The organism is Pseudomonas sp. AOB-7 (assembly GCF_003696305.1).
GTDB lineage: Bacteria > Pseudomonadota > Gammaproteobacteria > Pseudomonadales > Pseudomonadaceae > Aquipseudomonas.
In genome coordinates this window covers 84,386-99,345 of sequence record NZ_RFFK01000009.1, presented here as the reverse complement: position 1 = coordinate 99,345, position 14,960 = coordinate 84,386, and the positions used below count along the sequence as shown (strand labels likewise).

At 67.2% G+C, this 14,960-nt stretch carries 14 protein-coding genes; 9 read left to right on the top strand and 5 right to left on the bottom strand.

The features are described 5' to 3' along the window. The first annotated feature begins 163 nt into the window (after window positions 1-163). Entirely contained in the window at window positions 164-385 is a 222-nt protein-coding gene (locus EA796_RS17025) for a DUF1127 domain-containing protein (RefSeq protein ID WP_122109464.1), read from the top strand. Between the two features lie 4 nt (window positions 386-389). Here EA796_RS17025 and EA796_RS17020 read toward each other — a convergent pair whose 3' ends face one another. Next, window positions 390-1,349 (bottom strand): AraC family transcriptional regulator, encoded by a 960-nt coding sequence (locus tag EA796_RS17020; RefSeq protein WP_122109463.1) that lies wholly within the window; start codon window positions 1,347-1,349, stop codon window positions 390-392. Between the two features lie 151 nt (window positions 1,350-1,500). Here EA796_RS17020 and EA796_RS17015 point away from each other — a divergent pair, with 151 nt between their 5' ends. Next, entirely contained in the window at window positions 1,501-2,826 is a 1,326-nt protein-coding gene (locus EA796_RS17015) for a tetratricopeptide repeat protein (protein WP_122109462.1), read from the top strand. Window positions 2,827-3,154: 328 nt separating this feature from the next. Here EA796_RS17015 and EA796_RS17010 read toward each other — a convergent pair whose 3' ends face one another. Further along, entirely contained in the window at window positions 3,155-4,468 is a 1,314-nt protein-coding gene (locus tag EA796_RS17010; protein ID WP_122109461.1) for an FAD-binding oxidoreductase, read from the bottom strand. A 206-nt stretch (window positions 4,469-4,674) separates the two neighbouring features. Between EA796_RS17010 and EA796_RS17005 the strand changes: the two genes are divergently transcribed. Next, entirely contained in the window at window positions 4,675-5,028 is a 354-nt protein-coding gene (locus tag EA796_RS17005; protein ID WP_122109460.1) for a YkgJ family cysteine cluster protein, read from the top strand. Window positions 5,029-5,282: 254 nt separating this feature from the next. On the opposite strand, the gene dadR is transcribed toward EA796_RS17005, so the two are convergent. Continuing rightward, window positions 5,283-5,771 (bottom strand): transcriptional regulator DadR, encoded by a 489-nt coding sequence (dadR, locus tag EA796_RS17000; protein ID WP_013713454.1) that lies wholly within the window; start codon window positions 5,769-5,771, stop codon window positions 5,283-5,285. Window positions 5,772-5,927: 156 nt separating this feature from the next. On the opposite strand from dadR, the gene dadA reads away from it, so the two are divergent. From dadA to EA796_RS16975, 5 genes are all read left to right on the top strand, one after another. Continuing rightward, window positions 5,928-7,226 carry a D-amino acid dehydrogenase gene (dadA, locus tag EA796_RS16995; protein ID WP_122109459.1) on the top strand — a complete coding sequence of 433 codons (1,299 nt, stop codon included), beginning with the start codon at window positions 5,928-5,930 and terminating at the stop codon, window positions 7,224-7,226. 38 nt (window positions 7,227-7,264) lie between these two features. After that, the gene (locus EA796_RS16990; RefSeq protein ID WP_122109458.1) at window positions 7,265-7,615 is read left to right on the top strand and encodes a RidA family protein; all 351 of its coding nucleotides are present in this window, start codon (window positions 7,265-7,267) and stop codon (window positions 7,613-7,615) included. Window positions 7,616-7,793: 178 nt separating this feature from the next. Beyond that, window positions 7,794-8,870: an alanine racemase gene (gene alr, locus EA796_RS16985; protein ID WP_122109457.1), complete on the top strand. Its 1,077-nt coding sequence runs from the start codon at window positions 7,794-7,796 to the stop codon at window positions 8,868-8,870. Between the two features lie 246 nt (window positions 8,871-9,116). Next, window positions 9,117-9,665 (top strand): cupin domain-containing protein, encoded by a 549-nt coding sequence (locus tag EA796_RS16980; protein WP_031303843.1) that lies wholly within the window; start codon window positions 9,117-9,119, stop codon window positions 9,663-9,665. A 113-nt stretch (window positions 9,666-9,778) separates the two neighbouring features. Continuing rightward, on the top strand, window positions 9,779-10,198 hold the full coding sequence (locus tag EA796_RS16975) for a cytochrome c5 family protein (protein WP_021445827.1): 420 nt from the start codon (window positions 9,779-9,781) through the stop codon (window positions 10,196-10,198). A 107-nt stretch (window positions 10,199-10,305) separates the two neighbouring features. Here the strand turns inward: EA796_RS16975 and EA796_RS16970 are convergent, their stop codons facing one another. Next, window positions 10,306-10,878 carry a xanthine phosphoribosyltransferase gene (locus EA796_RS16970; protein ID WP_021445826.1) on the bottom strand — a complete coding sequence of 191 codons (573 nt, stop codon included), beginning with the start codon at window positions 10,876-10,878 and terminating at the stop codon, window positions 10,306-10,308. Between the two features lie 117 nt (window positions 10,879-10,995). After that, window positions 10,996-13,005, bottom strand: coding sequence for a DNA helicase Rep (gene rep / locus EA796_RS16965; protein ID WP_122109456.1), 2,010 nt, complete (start codon window positions 13,003-13,005; stop codon window positions 10,996-10,998). A 177-nt stretch (window positions 13,006-13,182) separates the two neighbouring features. Between rep and EA796_RS16960 the strand changes: the two genes are divergently transcribed. Further along, entirely contained in the window at window positions 13,183-14,844 is a 1,662-nt protein-coding gene (locus tag EA796_RS16960; RefSeq protein ID WP_021445824.1) for a bifunctional diguanylate cyclase/phosphodiesterase, read from the top strand. The last annotated feature ends 116 nt before the right edge of the window (window positions 14,845-14,960 follow it).

Below are 14,960 nucleotides of genomic sequence, written 5' to 3'. Positions count from 1 at the left end.
TCGTTCAGGAATGCAGCGACCGGTACAGATGCCGGCGAAAATTCCGATTCAGCCGGGATTCGGCGAAAACTGTATGGAGTAAATAAGGTTTTATTGAATCTGTCATGGCTTTTCTCCCCGGGTCATCCTGAGCTCCCATGGGCACTGGCTGCAGGAGAAGGCGATGAACGGCTTCAGCGAGATAGGTATCGACAGGGCGCGGCGGGCTGCGCCGCCACAGGCGACGGGCGCGCTGCGTCATTTCGGCCGCGACTGGCCGGCGTTCTGGCGCCGCCTGCAAACCCGCCGCGCCCTGCTGCGGCTGAACGAGCGCCAGCTCGCCGATATCGGCCTGAGCCGCGCCGAGGCCGAGCGCGAGGCGCGCCTGCCGTTCTGGCGGCTGTAGCGCCTCAGGCCGCGGCATGCTCCTTGCGCCAGCTACCGGGCGGCTGCCCGTAGTGCTGGCGGAAGGCGCGGTTGAGCGCGGCCTCCGAACCGTAGCCGATGTCGTAGGCGATCTGCGCCAGGCTGCGCCCTTCGCGCAGCTGGGCGGCGGCCAGTTGCAGGCGCCAGTGCGCCAGGTAGCGGATCGGCGGCTGGCCGATCAGGCGGCTGAAGCGTTCGGCGAAGGCCGAGCGCGACAGGCCCACGGCGCGGGCCAGGGCCTCGGTGGTCCAGTGTTCGGCCGGTTGCCGGTGCAGCAGCGCCAGGGCCTTGCCCACCTGCGGGTCGCACAGGCCGGCGAGCCAGCCGTGGCGGTCGCTCGGCAGCGCTTCCAGGTAACGCCGCACCGCCTCGATAAACAGCAGCTCGGCCAGCTTGTTCAGTGCCGTGCCGGCGCCCTGGCGCTGGCCGGCGCTTTCCACCGCGGCGAGGCGGAAGGCCTGCTCGATCCAGGCGCCACCGGGGCTGTTGCCGACCTGCAGCTTGAGCACGCTGGGCAGGGTCTGCACCAGCGGGTTGTCCGGCACCGCGCAGCCGAGGAAGCCGCAGATCAGGTGGGTCCTGGCGCCACCGCCGCCGTGACGCAGGCTGGCCAGGCCGTTGCCCTGAGCAGGCGACTGGATCAGGTGGTCGATCACCCGCGCCGGCAGCCCGCTGGCACTGGCCAGCAGGTGTGGGTCGTTGCGCGGCAGCAGGACGATCTCGCCGGCTTCCAGCGGCAGCAGCGGGGCGTCGTCTATCCCCAGCAGCAACCGTCCGTCGAGCACGTAGTGATAGGCCATCAGGTGCGCCGGCTGGGTGCCGGCCAGGCGGCAGTCCTCGGCGTTGACCTGGGCGCGGATGCACCAGGGCGCGCTGAATTCGGCGTGCAGGAAGGCCCCGGCCGACAGGTGGACGGCGGCGAGCACGTGAGAGAGTGCGTCCATTGATCCTCCGGGCGGCGGCTGGATCAAGAATGACGGCGGCCGGGCTATATCCGTCCCTCCCGGTCCCTCTTACCGTAGCACCGGTGTGAAGCCGCAGCCCGGCAGTCGGCGGCGTCCGCGATGACCGGTACACAACCAGCAGAGGACAGCCATGAACAGCCTGCGCGACAACCTGGGCCTGAGCCTGAGCGGCGCCGACCCGCACAGCCTGGAACACTACGAAAGGGGGCTGGCCCAGTTCCAGTGCTATGCCGGCGATCCGCTCGCCGCGGTCGAGGCGGCCCTGGCGCTGCGTCCGGACTTCGTCATGGCCCATGTCCTGCGTGCCTACCTGCACCTGCTGGGCACCGAGCCCGAGGGCCTGGCGGTGGCGCGGCAGTGCCTGCAGCAGGCCCAGGGCCTGCCGGCCGATGCCCGCGAGCGCGGCCACCTGGCCGCCATCGCGGCGCTGCTCGACGGCCACTGGAGCCGCGCCGGGCTGATCCTCGAAGACGTCGCCATCGAGGCGCCGCAGGACATCCTGGCCCTGCAGGCCGGGCACCAGGTGGACTTCTTCAGCGGCCACTCGCGCATGCTGCGCGACCGCATCGCCCGTGCCCTGCCGCACTGGCGGATGGGCATGCCCGGCTACCACGCGCTGCTCGGCATGTACGCCTTCGGCCTGGAGGAGAACGGCGACTACGCCGCGGCCGAGGCCACCGGGCGCAGCGCGGTGGAGCTGCAGCCGCGCGACGGCTGGGCGCAGCACGCCGTGGCCCATGTGCTGGAGATGCAGAACCGCCAGCGCGAGGGCATCGCCTGGATGCGCGGCAACCAGCAGCACTGGACCGGCGACAGTTTCTTCCAGGGCCACAACTGGTGGCATCTGGCGCTCTACTACCTGGATCTGGGCGAGGTCGACGAGGCGCTGGCGCTGTTCGACGGGCCGATCTTCGGCGCCCGTTCGAGCCTGGTGCTGGATCTGGTGGACGCCGCCGCGCTGCTCTGGCGCCTGCACCTGCAGGGCGTCGAGCTGGGCTCGCGCTGGCAGGCGGTGGCCGACGGCTGGGCGCCGCTGGCCACGGCCGGCCAGTACGCCTTTAACGATGCCCACGCGATGATGGCCTTCGTCGGTGCCGGCCGCGACGAGGCCGCCGCGGCGCTGCTCGCCGCGCAGCACCGGGCCCTGCACGGCGATGCCGACAACCGGCGTTTCACCGCCGAGGTCGGTCAGCCGCTGTGCCTGGCGCTGCAGGCGTTCGGCCAGGGCGAGTACCGCCGCTGCGTCGAGCTGCTGCGGCCGATCCGCTCCATCGCCCAGCGCTTCGGCGGCAGCCACGCGCAGCGTGACCTGCTCGACCTGACCCTGCTGGAGGCGGCCCTGCGCGGCGGCCAGCTGGCCCTGGGTCGGGCGCTGGCGGCCGAACGCCTGCAGGCCAAGCCGCACAACGGCGTGGCCCGGCGCTACAGCCAGCGCGCCGCCGAGCTGGCGGCCTAGGGGGCGAGCCGGGCCTAATGTCGTGCACAGAAGAATCGGCCTCGTCACCCCTCTCCGCTTACGGGAGAGGGGATGGGGCAGAGGGTGGGCAATGAGCACAAAGCTCGTTGGCTCCCCCTCCCTGAGGCTATGTCTGCGTTAAGTGTTGGTGGGCAGAGGCCGTAGGGTGGGCTTTAGCCCACCAGCGGTGGTTGGCCTGGGCTAAAGCGGATCGCCGTCCGGCGCATCCTACGCCGGCCAGCCGGCGCTTCCAGCGCGCCCCTGTAGCCCGGCTGCAATCCGGGGACATCCTCGGCCGTCCCGGATGGCATCCGGGCCAGGCGCCGACCTACAGCAATTCCTTCAACCGATGCCAGGCCATGCCGAGGGCCAGCAGCGGCGAGCGCAGGTACTTGCCGCCGGGGAAGGTCATGTGCGGCACCTTGGCGAACAGCTCGAAGCCGCGGCTCTCCTGGCCGGCGATGGCCTCGGCGAGCAGCTTGCCGGCCAGGTGGGTGGCGTTGACCCCGTGGCCGGCGTAGGCCTGGGCGTGGAACACGTTGGCCTGATCCTTGAGCCGGCCGATCTGCGGCAGGCGGTTGGCGCCGATGCCGATCATGCCGCCCCACTGGTAGTCGATGCGCACGTCGGTCAGCTGCGGGAAGACCTTGAGCATCTTCGGCCGCATATAGGCGGCGATGTCCGCCGGATCGCGCCCGGAATAGTGGCAGGCACCGCCGAACAGCAGGCGCCGGTCGGCCGAGAGGCGGTAGTAGTCCAGCGCCACGCGCTGGTCGCACAGGGCCATGTTCTGCGGAATGATCGAACGCGCCTGGGCCTCGGACAGCGGCTCGGTGGCGATCACGTAGCTGCCGGCCGGCAGCACCTTGCCGCTCAGGGTCGGTTCCAGGCCGTTGATATAGGCGTTGCAGGCCAGCACCAGGTACTTGGCGCGCACCTGGCCGCGGGCGGTGTGCACGCGCAGCTCGCGGCCGTAGTCGATGCGCGTCACCGGCGAGTCCTCGAACAGCTGCACGCCCAGGCTCGCGGCCGCCGCCGCTTCGCCCAGGGCCAGGTTGAGCGGGTGCAGGTGACCCGAGCCCATGTCGATCATGCCGCCGACATAGTTGTCGGAGCCGACCACCTCGTGCATCTGCTCCGGCTGCAGCAGGCGCAGCTGGTGGCGGTAGCCGAGGCTCTCCAGCTCGGCCTTGTCCTCGGCGAAACCGGCCAGGTGCTCGGGCTTGTTGGCCAGGTCGCAGTAGCCCCAGGTCAGGTCGCAGTCGATCTGGAACTCTTCGACGCGCCGGCGCACCAGCTCCACCGCCTCCAGGCCCATCAGCTTGAGCTCACGCACCCCATCCCGGCCGATCACGTTCGCGAACTGCTCGACGCCGTGGCCGACGCCGCGGATCAGCTGGCCGCCGTTGCGCCCGCTGGCGCCCCAGCCGATCTTGCGCGCCTCCAGCAGCGCCACCGTCAGGCCCTTGCGCGCCAGCTCGATGGCGGTGTTCAGGCCGGAATAGCCGCCGCCGACTATGCACACGTCCACCTGCAGCTCGCCGCCCAAAGGCGGGTAGGCGAGCTGGCGATTGACGCTGGCGGCGTAGTAGGAGGCGGCGTGCTGGGGGCCGTGAACCGGCTGGTGAACGCGGGCGTTCATGTGTGAAATCCTGATTTTTGTGTGTGGAAAATTCAACGCAGCATAAGCGCGGAATCTGCATGACGCCAAGGGGGCCGCCGGAAAAATCAATGCAGGAGCGGCCTTAGCCGCTACCATGACGCGCCGATTCGCGGCTGCAGTCGCTCCTGCAGCACCGGCCCGCGCGGCGCAGTACACTGCCGGCATCGTTTTCCGGATGCCCGAGCATGAGCTGCACCGACCGCAAGATCGACCACCTGCGCCGGCAGATCCCGCGCTTCGCCTGCGTGCCCGGCTGCCACGACTGCTGCGGGCCGGTCACCGCCTCCTCGGAGGAACTGGCGCGGCTGCCGGTGAAGAGCGAGGCCGAACACGACGCGGCGCTGGCCGCCTACAACTGCGTGCATCTGGGGCCGCAGGGCTGCCAGGTCTACGAGCAACGCCCGCTGATCTGCCGGTTGTTCGGCACCACGCCGAACCTGCCCTGTCCGCACGGTCGCGGCCCCGAGCAGCCGATCGAGCCGGCGGTGGAGCGCCAGGTGCACCGGCTGATCGCCAGCACTCGCCAGCGGCTGGTGTAGAGCCAGGTGCACCACCTGATCGCCACGACCCGCCAGAGGCTCTTGTAGGGTGGGCTTTAGCCCACGCTGACCGTCGTTGGTGGGCTAAAGCCCACCCTACGGGCCTTTGCACCAGCTAGTAGGGTGGATAACGCGAAGCTTATCCACCAATAGGGGCTCTAACGTGTTGCACGACCATGGTGGAAAACGCTTCGCGGTTTTCCATCCAGCTTGTTTTTCAACTTGGGGCTTGTCGCTTGCAGCTTGTCGCCGCCTTATTCCGGCACAGGCAGCGCCAGCGACTCCTTCACCTCTTCCATGACGATATAGCTCTTCGACTCGCGCACGTGCGGCAGCTTGAGCAGGATGTCGCCGAGCAGCTTGCGGTAGCTGGCCATCTCGTTGATCCGCGCCTTGACCAGGTAATCGAAGTCGCCGGACACCAGGTGGCATTCGAGCACGTGCGGCAGCTTGAGCACGGCGCGGCGGAATTCCTCGAAGGTGTCGCCGGACTTGTAGTCCAGGCTGATCTCGACGAACACCAGCAGGTTGGCCTTGAGGTGCTGCGGATTGAGCCGGGCGTGGTAGCCCATGATGATCCCCTCGCGCTCCAGGCGGCGTACGCGCTCGGTGCAGGGGGTGGTGGACAGGCCCACCCGCTCGCCCAGTTCGGTGAAGCTGATGCGCCCGTCCTCCTGCAGGATGCGGAGGATGTTGCGGTCGATCTTGTCCAGTTCGCGACGACTCTGATGCTGGGTTCTCATGGAGAATCCGCCTCTGTAAAAGCGATTTTTGCCAAGAATTCTCGCCAAATATAGCTGTGTATATGGTGAAAAGCACTGCACGGCTCTCCCTATACTGCGCCCCAACGACAACTCTGGTCTTGGACGTCCGTGCCCTGGCGCGGCGGGGAGAAAAGCATGCGTGTTCTGGTTCTCGGCAGTGGTGTGATCGGTACCGCCAGTGCGTACTACCTGGCCCGTCAGGGCTTCGAGGTGGTGGTGGTCGACCGCCAGAACGGCCCGGCCCTGGAAACCAGCTTCGCCAACGCCGGCCAGGTCTCCCCCGGCTACGCCTCGCCCTGGGCCGCCCCGGGCATCCCGCTCAAGGCCATCAAGTGGCTGCTGCAGAAGCACGCCCCGCTGGCGATCAAGGCCACCGGCGATATCGACCAGTACCTGTGGATGGCGCAGATGCTGCGCAACTGCACCGCCAGCCGCTATGCGGTGAACAAGGAGCGCATGGTGCGCCTGTCCGAGTACAGCCGCGACTGCCTCGACGAGCTGCGCGCCGAGACCGGCATCGCCTACGAAGGTCGCCAGCTCGGCACCACCCAGCTGTTCCGCACCCAGGCCCAGGTCGATGCCGCGGCCAAGGACATCGCCGTGCTGGAAGCCTCCGGCGTGCCCTTCGAGCTGCTCGACCGCGACGCCATCGCCCGCGTCGAACCGGCCCTGGCCGGGGTCAAGCACAAGCTGGCCGGCGCCCTGCGCCTGCCCAACGACCAGACCGGCGACTGCCAGATGTTCACCACCAAGCTGGCCGAAATGTGCATCAAGCTGGGGGTGGAATTCCGCTTCGGGCAGAACATCCAGCGCCTGGACGCCGTCGGCGACCGCATCAACGGCGTGTGGATCGACGGCAAGCTGGAAACCGCCGACCGTTATGTCCTGGCGCTGGGCAGCTACAGCCCGCAGCTGCTCAAACCGCTGGGCGTGCGCGCGCCGGTCTACCCGCTCAAGGGCTACTCGCTGACCGTGCCGATCACCAACGCCGAGATGGCGCCGACCTCGACCATCCTCGACGAGACCTACAAGGTGGCGATCACCCGTTTCGACGGCCGCATCCGCGTTGGCGGCATGGCCGAGATCGCCGGGTTCGACCTGAGCCTCAACCCCAAGCGTCGCGCCACCCTGGAAATGATCACCGCCGACCTCTACCCCGAGGGCGGCGACCTCAAGCAGGCCGAGTTCTGGACCGGTCTGCGCCCGGCCACCCCGGACGGCACGCCGATCGTCGGCGCCAGCGCCTACCGCAACCTGTTCCTTAATACCGGCCACGGCACCCTGGGCTGGACCATGGCCTGCGGCTCCGGTCGCCTGCTGGCGGATCTGATCGGCAACAAGCGCCCGCAGATCAGCGCCGAAGGCCTGGATATCTCGCGTTACTCGGGCAAGGCCCGCGAGCTCGAGGCCGCGCCGCAGCCGCTGCGCACCTGATAGCCTGCGCGTCCCGTAATCCAAGGAGCTTTACCCCTATGTCGATCCAGCGCCTGCATGTGGAAAAACGCTACAGCGAAGTGGTGATCCACAACGGCACCGTCTACCTCGCCGGCCAGCTGGCCGACGACTACAGCGGCGACATCCGCCAGCAGACCCGCGAGACCCTGGCCAATATCGACCGCATGCTGGCCGAGGCCGGCAGCGACAAGAGCAAGATTCTCTCCGTGACCATCTACCTCAAGGACATGGACGCCCACTACGACGGCCTCAACGCCGAGTACGACGCCTGGGTCGCCGAAGGTGCCGCGCCGGCGCGCGCGTGCGTTGAGGCGAGGATGTACAAGCCCGAGGTGCTAGTGGAGATGATGGTGGTGGCGGCCCTCTAAGGCGGCCACCCTCCGGACCGTCGTGGAGCGACGTCAAAAATTTCTCCCGGAATTTTTTGTGTTGGCTTTTCGCCCGGCTGTCCCGCCGGGCTTTTTTTGACTGGTAGCGCGTAGCCCGGATGGCATCCGGGCTGCGCCAAACACCTCGCCTCGGCGAAGCATCGAGAGACCGCGAACCATGCGTCCCGCCCGTGCCCTGATCGACCTCGACGCCCTGCGTCACAATTACCAACTGGCCCGCGAACTGAGCGGCGGCGCCCGCGCCCTCGCCGTGGTCAAGGCCGATGCCTACGGGCACGGTGCGGTGCGCTGCGCCCAGGCCCTGGAGCGCGAGGCCGACGGCTTCGCCGTGGCCTGCATCGAGGAGGCGCTGGCCCTGCGCGAGGCCGGCATCCGCGCGCCGATCCTGCTGCTGGAGGGCTTCTTCGAGGCGGCCGAGCTGGCGCTGATCGAGCAGCACCAGCTGTGGTGCGTGGTCCACGCGCTGTGGCAGGTCGAGGCCATCGAGCAGGCGAGTCTGGGCACGCCATTGAATGTCTGGCTCAAGCTGGACTCGGGCATGCACCGCGTCGGCCTGCACCCGGCCGACTACCAGGCGGCCTACCGCCGGCTGCTGGCCAGCGGCAAGGTGAGCAAGATCGTGCTGATGAGCCACTTCGCCCGTGCCGACGAGCCCGACTGCCCGCGCACCGCCGAACAGCTGGCGCTGTTCCAGCAGGCCCGCGAGGGCCTGGCCGCCGAGGTCAGCCTGCGCAACTCGCCGGCCGTGCTCGGCTGGCCACAGGTGCCCAGCGACTGGGTGCGCCCCGGCATCATGCTGTACGGCGCCACCCCCTTCGAGCAGGCCCAGGCGCAGGCGGCGCGGCTCAAGCCGGTGATGACCCTGGAGTCGAAGGTCATCAGCCTGCGCGAACTGCCGGCCGGCGAGCCGGTGGGTTACGGCGCGCGCTTCGTCAGCGAGCGACCGACCCGCGTCGGCGTGGTCGCCATGGGCTATGCCGACGGCTATCCGCGCCACGCGCCGACCGGCACGCCGGTGGCGGTGGACGGCCAGCTGACCCGGCTGATCGGCCGGGTGTCGATGGACATGCTCACCGTCGATCTCACCGACCTGCCGCAAGCCGGCCTCGGCAGCCGCGTGGAGCTGTGGGGCAAGCAGGTGCTGGCCAGCGACGTGGCCCTGGCCGCCGGCAGCATTCCCTACCAGCTGTTCTGCAATGTGCGCCGGGCGCCGCTGCTTTATCTCGGCGGCTGAGAGCCTGTTCAAAGGCTGCTGCGCGTCGGCCCTGCTGCGTTAAAAACAGGCTCGGAATGCTCATTTACAACTCGTAAACTCCGCTTCCTCGCCTGTTTATGCCTTGCATGGCTCTAGCTCGCGAGCCTTTGCATAGGCTCTAACGGGGGCGGTGTAGGCGAGCGCGAACGCCAGTGTTGTAAATTCCGAACGCTGTGCCATGATACGGACACTTTTTCCGCATCTGCCCCAGGGGGGACACCAGCATTGGACGTCGGCGTTCGACTGCAATCGATTCGTAAGCTCAAAGGCCTTTCCCAACGTGAACTCGCCAAGCGTGCGGGGGTCACCAACAGCACCATCTCGATGATCGAGAAGAACAGCGTGAGCCCTTCGATCAGCTCGCTGAAGAAGGTGCTCGGCGGCATCCCCATGTCGCTGGTGGAGTTCTTCTCCCTCGACCTGGAGCAGGAGAACCAGGCCCAGGTGGTCTACCGGGCCTCCGAACTGACCGATATCTGCAGCGGCGCCATCACCATGAAGCTGATCGGCAAGGCCCATCCGAGCCGTGCCATCGCCTTCCTCGACGAGACCTACCCGGTCGGCGCCGACACCGGCGACGAGATGTACGCCCACGAGGGCGAGGAGGCCGGCATGCTGGTGGAAGGCAAGCTGGAACTGACCGTGGGCAGCGAGGTGTTCATCCTCGAGCCGGGCGACAGCTACTACTTCGAGAGCAGCAAGCCGCACCGCTTCCGCAACCCCTTCGACGCGCCGGCGCGGCTGATCAGCGCCACCACACCGGCGAATTTCTGATCAATAACCCTGCGACAATCTGGGTTGTTTCGGCCCGGGCGGCTTGCCGTTATACTGTCGCCCGCTCGCGAAACCGTGGCCGCGGGCGTGACTAGCCACGAAGAGGGTGTACCGTGAATCTGATGAAGAAAATGCTGGTGGCACCGGCTGCCGTATTGGCCCTGTGGGCAGTGACTGCTCAGGCCACGACCGATGAAGCCATCGCCGAACGCCTCAAGCCGGTCGGCGAAGTGTGCATCATGGGCGAAGAATGCAAGGGCGTCGGCGCCGTTGCGGTGGCCGCCGGCGGCGCGCGCAGCACCGACGACATCATCGCCAAGCATTGCAACGCCTGCCATGGCGCCGGCGTGCTGGGCGCGCCGAAGATCGGCGACACCGCCGCCTGGAAAGAGCGCGCCGACCACCAGGGCGGCCTCGACGGCATCCTGGCCAAGGCCATCTCCGGCATCAACGCCATGCCGCCGAAAGGCACCTGCGCCGACTGCTCCGACGACGAGCTGCGCGACGCGATCAAGAAGATGTCCGGTCTGTAAGACCCGGCGCTCGATAAAAAACCGCCTCTTGCAGGCGGTTTTTTTATGTCCGCAGGCTAGGCCGTGCGCACCGCTGGCGCTCGGTTGCCGGGTGCGCACCCTACGGTTTAGTCGAGAAAGCGTACCTGGCCGTTTTCCAGGGCGGCGACGCGCGCCAGCGACTCGACCCGGTAGCCTTCGCTCTCCAGCAGCGTGCGGCCTTCCTGGAACGACTTCTCGATGACGATGCCGATGCCGGCGATCCGCGCGCCGGCCTGCTGGATCAGGTCGATCAGCGCCTTGGCGGCGTGGCCGTTGGCGAGGAAGTCGTCGATCACCAGCACGGTGTCGGCGGCGGTCAGGTGGCGCGAGGAGATGGCGATGGTGCTCTCGGTCTGCTTGGTGAAGGAGAACACCTTGGAGATCAGCAGGTCGTCCTTGAGCGTCAGCGACTGGAACTTGCGCGCGAAGATCACCGGAATGCCCAGCTCCAGGCCGGCCATGATCGCCGGGGCGATGCCGGAGGCCTCGATGGTGACGATCTTGCTGATGCCCTGGCCGGCGAAGCGCTGGGCGAACTCGTGGCCGATCTGCTGCATCAGCGCCGGGTCGATCTGGTGGTTGAGAAAGGCGTCGACCTTGAGCACCTGCTCGGACAGTACGATGCCTTCTTCGCGAATCTTCTGTTTTAGCGCTTCCACGCGGTTGTCCTCATGCTGAACGTAGCCCGGATGCAATCCGGGACGGTTTCCCCGGATTGCATCCGGGCTACGAAGTAACTCTATTTGATGACCTTGCGGGCCGTCGCCGCGCGCCGGTCATTTTCTAAGCAGCGCGCGCATATTGGCTAGCGCGTCGTTGCCGCGCGCGGTCTTGATCTCCACCGGCGCCTCCTCCTGGCCTTCCCAGACCAGATCCTCGGGCGGCAGTTCGTCGAGGAAGCGACTCGGCGAGCAGTCGATCACCTCGCCGTACTGCTTGCGCTTGGCGGCGAAGGTCAGCGCCAGGTTGCGCTTGGCACGGGTGATGCCGACGTAGGCCAGGCGTCGCTCCTCCTCGATGGTGTCGGCCTCGATGCTGGAGCGGTGCGGGAGGATCTCCTCCTCGAAGCCGATGATGTACACCGAGGGGAATTCCAGGCCCTTGGAGGCGTGCATGGTCATCATCTGCACGCCCTCGGCGCCTTCTTCCTCTTCCTGCTGGCGCTCGAGCATGTCGCGCAGCACCAGCTTGCCGATGGCGTCCTCGATGGTCATGTCGCCGTCTTCGTCGCGCTCCAGGGTGTTCTTCAGCGCATCGACGAGGAACCAGACGTTGCCCATGCGCGCGTCGGTCACCTTGTCGCTGGAGGCGTTCTGCCGCAGCCAGTTCTCGTAGTCGATGTCCATCACCATGCTGCGGATCGCGGCGATCGGGTCGTTCTGCGCGCACTGCTGGCGCACACCGTCCATCCAGCGCTTGAAGCGTGCCAGGCGCTCGGTGTAGCGGCTGTCGAGCTGTTCGCCCAGGCCGATCTCGTCGGCGGCGGCGTACATGCTGATGCCGCGCTGGCTGGCGTAGTTGCCGAGCTTTTCCAGGGTGGTCGAGCCGATCTCGCGGCGCGGCACGTTGATCACCCGCAGGAAGGCGTTGTCGTCGTCCGGGTTGACCAGCAGGCGGAAGTAGCTCATCAGGTCCTTCACCTCCTGGCGGGCGAAGAAGCTGGTGCCGCCGGACAGGCGGTAGGGAATCTGGTGGTGCTGCAGCTTCAGCTCCATCAGCTTGGCCTGGTAGTTGCCGCGGTAGAGGATGGCGAAGTCGCTGTAGGGGCGCTGGGTGCGCAGGTGCTCGGTGAGGATCTCCAGCGCCACCCGCTCGCACTCGGCGTCCTCGTTGCGCGTGCGGATCACGCGGATCTCGTCGCCCACGCCCATCTCCGACCACAGCTGTTTCTCGAACACGTGCGGGTTGTTGGCAATCAGCACGTTGGCGCATTTGAGGATGCGGCTGGTGGAGCGGTAGTTCTGCTCCAGCATCACCACCTTCAGCGAGGGGTAGTCCTCCTTGAGCAGCATCAGGTTTTCCGGGCGCGCGCCGCGCCAGGCGTAGATCGACTGGTCGTCGTCGCCGACCACGGTGAACTGGTTGCGCATGCCCACCAGCAGCTTGACCAGCAGGTACTGGCTGGCGTTGGTGTCCTGGTATTCGTCCACCAGCAGGTAGCGGATGCGGTTCTGCCATTTTTCCAGGATGTCGGCGTGCTCCTGAAAGAGCTTGACCGGCAGCAGGATCAGGTCGTTGAAGTCCACGGCGTTGTACGCCTTGAGCGTGCGCTGGTAGTGCAGGTAGACGATGGCGGCGGTCTGCTCCTTGGGCCCGCGCGCCTTGGCCAGGGCCTCGTCGGGCAGGATCAGGTCGTTCTTCCAGCTGTCGATGAGGTTCTTCACCTCGTCGGCGCCGTCGTCGCCGGCGTACTCCTTCTGCATGATGTCCGACAGCAGCGCCTTGATGTCGCCGTCGTCGAAGATCGAGAAGCCGGGCTTGTAGCCCAGGCGCGCATATTCCTTGCGGATGATGTTCATGCCCAGGTTGTGGAAGGTGGACACGGTCAGGCCGCGCGCCTCGGCGCCCTTGAGCAGGCTGCCGACGCGCTCCTTCATCTCGCGCGCGGCCTTGTTGGTGAAGGTCATGGCGACGATATGACGGGCCTGGATGCCGCAGTTCTGCACCAGGTGGGCGATCTTGCGCGTGATCACGCTGGTCTTGCCGGAACCGGCACCGGCGAGCACCAGAAGCGGGCCGCCGACGTAGTTCACGGCCTCTTGTTGCCGGGGGTTCAGTCGGGACATGGGGGTACGGGGCAGCGGATGAATGGCCGGCGATTCTAGCAGGATGCACCCGGCTTGACCGCGGCGCCGCCGAGCGGCCTTGCAGCGTTGCAAATAGGTGAGTAGATTCTTGCGCCTAATTAGCGAAATGCGGCTATAAGTTAAAGTGGTTTATTAAAAGCGTGCTGCGGAGGTATCGTGTCCTGCCAAAGCGAGTTCAGGCGGCTGCTGGTGCTGACGACGGACGACCATTGGGTCGCTCTGCTCGATGCCTTGCTGGGCGAGTTGCCCGAGCCGGTCTGGTTGTTCGCCGCCAGCAGTTGGCACGACGCCGAGCGCCTGTACCGCCAGCACCTGCCGGATCTGCTGTTCTGCACGCCGCAGTGCCAGCCCGCCGCCGAGCATTGCCCGCTCCCCCCCATCCTGCTGCTCGACCGCCCGCCGCTCGAGGCGCCGCGTGACGCCCAGGACTGGCTGGCCCGCGACAGCCTGACCGGCGAGGTGTTGCGCCGCTGTCTGGAGTACAGCCGACAGCGTCAGGCTCTGCAAACCCTGGCCGAGCGCGATCCGCTCACCGGCATCGCCAATCGCCAGGGTTTCCAGAGCCTGCTGCGCAAACGTCTGCAGTACAACCGTGGCCGCGGTCTGTTGCTCGGCTATCTGGATCTGGACAACTTCAGCCATGCCAACGATAGCCTCGGTCACCAGGCCGGCGACCAGCTGATCCAGCAGGTCACCGAGCGCATCAAGTTGCTGCTCGAGCCCGGTGACGGCCTGGCGCGGGTGGGCAGCGACGAATTCGCTCTGCTGCTGGACGTTAGCCGCTCGGCCAAGCGCGTCGAACCCATGGCCCAGGCGCTGATGGAGTCGCTGGCCGAGCCCTACTGGATCAACGGCGAGAGCCTGACCCTGGGCTGCAGCCTGGGCCTGGCCTACTGCCGTGCAGGCGAGGACGCCGACCCGCTGCTGTGGCACGCGCACATGGCCATGCAGCAGGCCAAGGGGCGCGAGGGCTGCACCTACCACCTGTACGACGAACGCACCTCGAGCGACGCGCGCAATATCGCCGACCTCGAGGCGGAGTTGCGCCAGGCGCTGCGCCGCGACGAGCTGGAGCTGCATTATCAGCCGCGGATGAACCTGGCCAGTGGCGCCATCGTCGGCCTCGAGGCGCTGGTGCGCTGGCGCCACCCGAGTCGCGGCCTGCTCTACCCGCAGCACTTCATTCCCCTGGCGGAGCAGAGCGGCCTGATCATTCCGCTCGGCTACTGGGTGGTGGCGCGGGCCCTGCGCGATCTGGAGTGGCTGATGCAGGAGCGCCTGCCGGTGCACATGGCGGTCAACCTGTCGTTCAGCCAGTTCCAGGACAGCCAGCTGCTGCCCACGGTGCAGCGACTGATCGAGCGCTGCGGGGTGGATGGCGGCTGGCTCGAGTTCGAGCTGACCGAGACCGCGGTGATGCGTCGCAGCGACTACGTGCTGGACACTATGCGCACGCTGGGCGAGCTTGGCGTGCGTTTCTCCCTCGACGACTTCGGCACCGGCTTCTCCTCCTTCGTCCACCTGGCCAGCCTGCCGATCACCCTGCTCAAGCTGGACAAGAGCTTCGTTTCCGGCATGGCCGTACGCGGCGAGCAGTGCCGGCTGGTCAACGCCATGATCAACCTGGCGCGCAACCTGGGCCTGGAAGTGGTCGCCGAGGGCGTGGAGACCGAGGCCGAACTGGAGCTGTTGCGCCAGTTCGGCTGCGACCAGGGCCAGGGCTACCTGATCAGCAAGGCGCTGCCGCTGGCCGAGCTGCGGCAGTTCCTGCTCGGTCGCATCGCCCGCGCCAGCCGTCCTCAGTCGATTTCCGCCTGAGCCCCAGCACGGGCTCTAGCGCGCACTCCAGCGCCAGAATCTGAACTCACTCACAGTTCCGCGTGAGGCGCTGGTGAGCGGGCGCGTACTTGGTTAGCTTGTCGGCACAGTGTCGG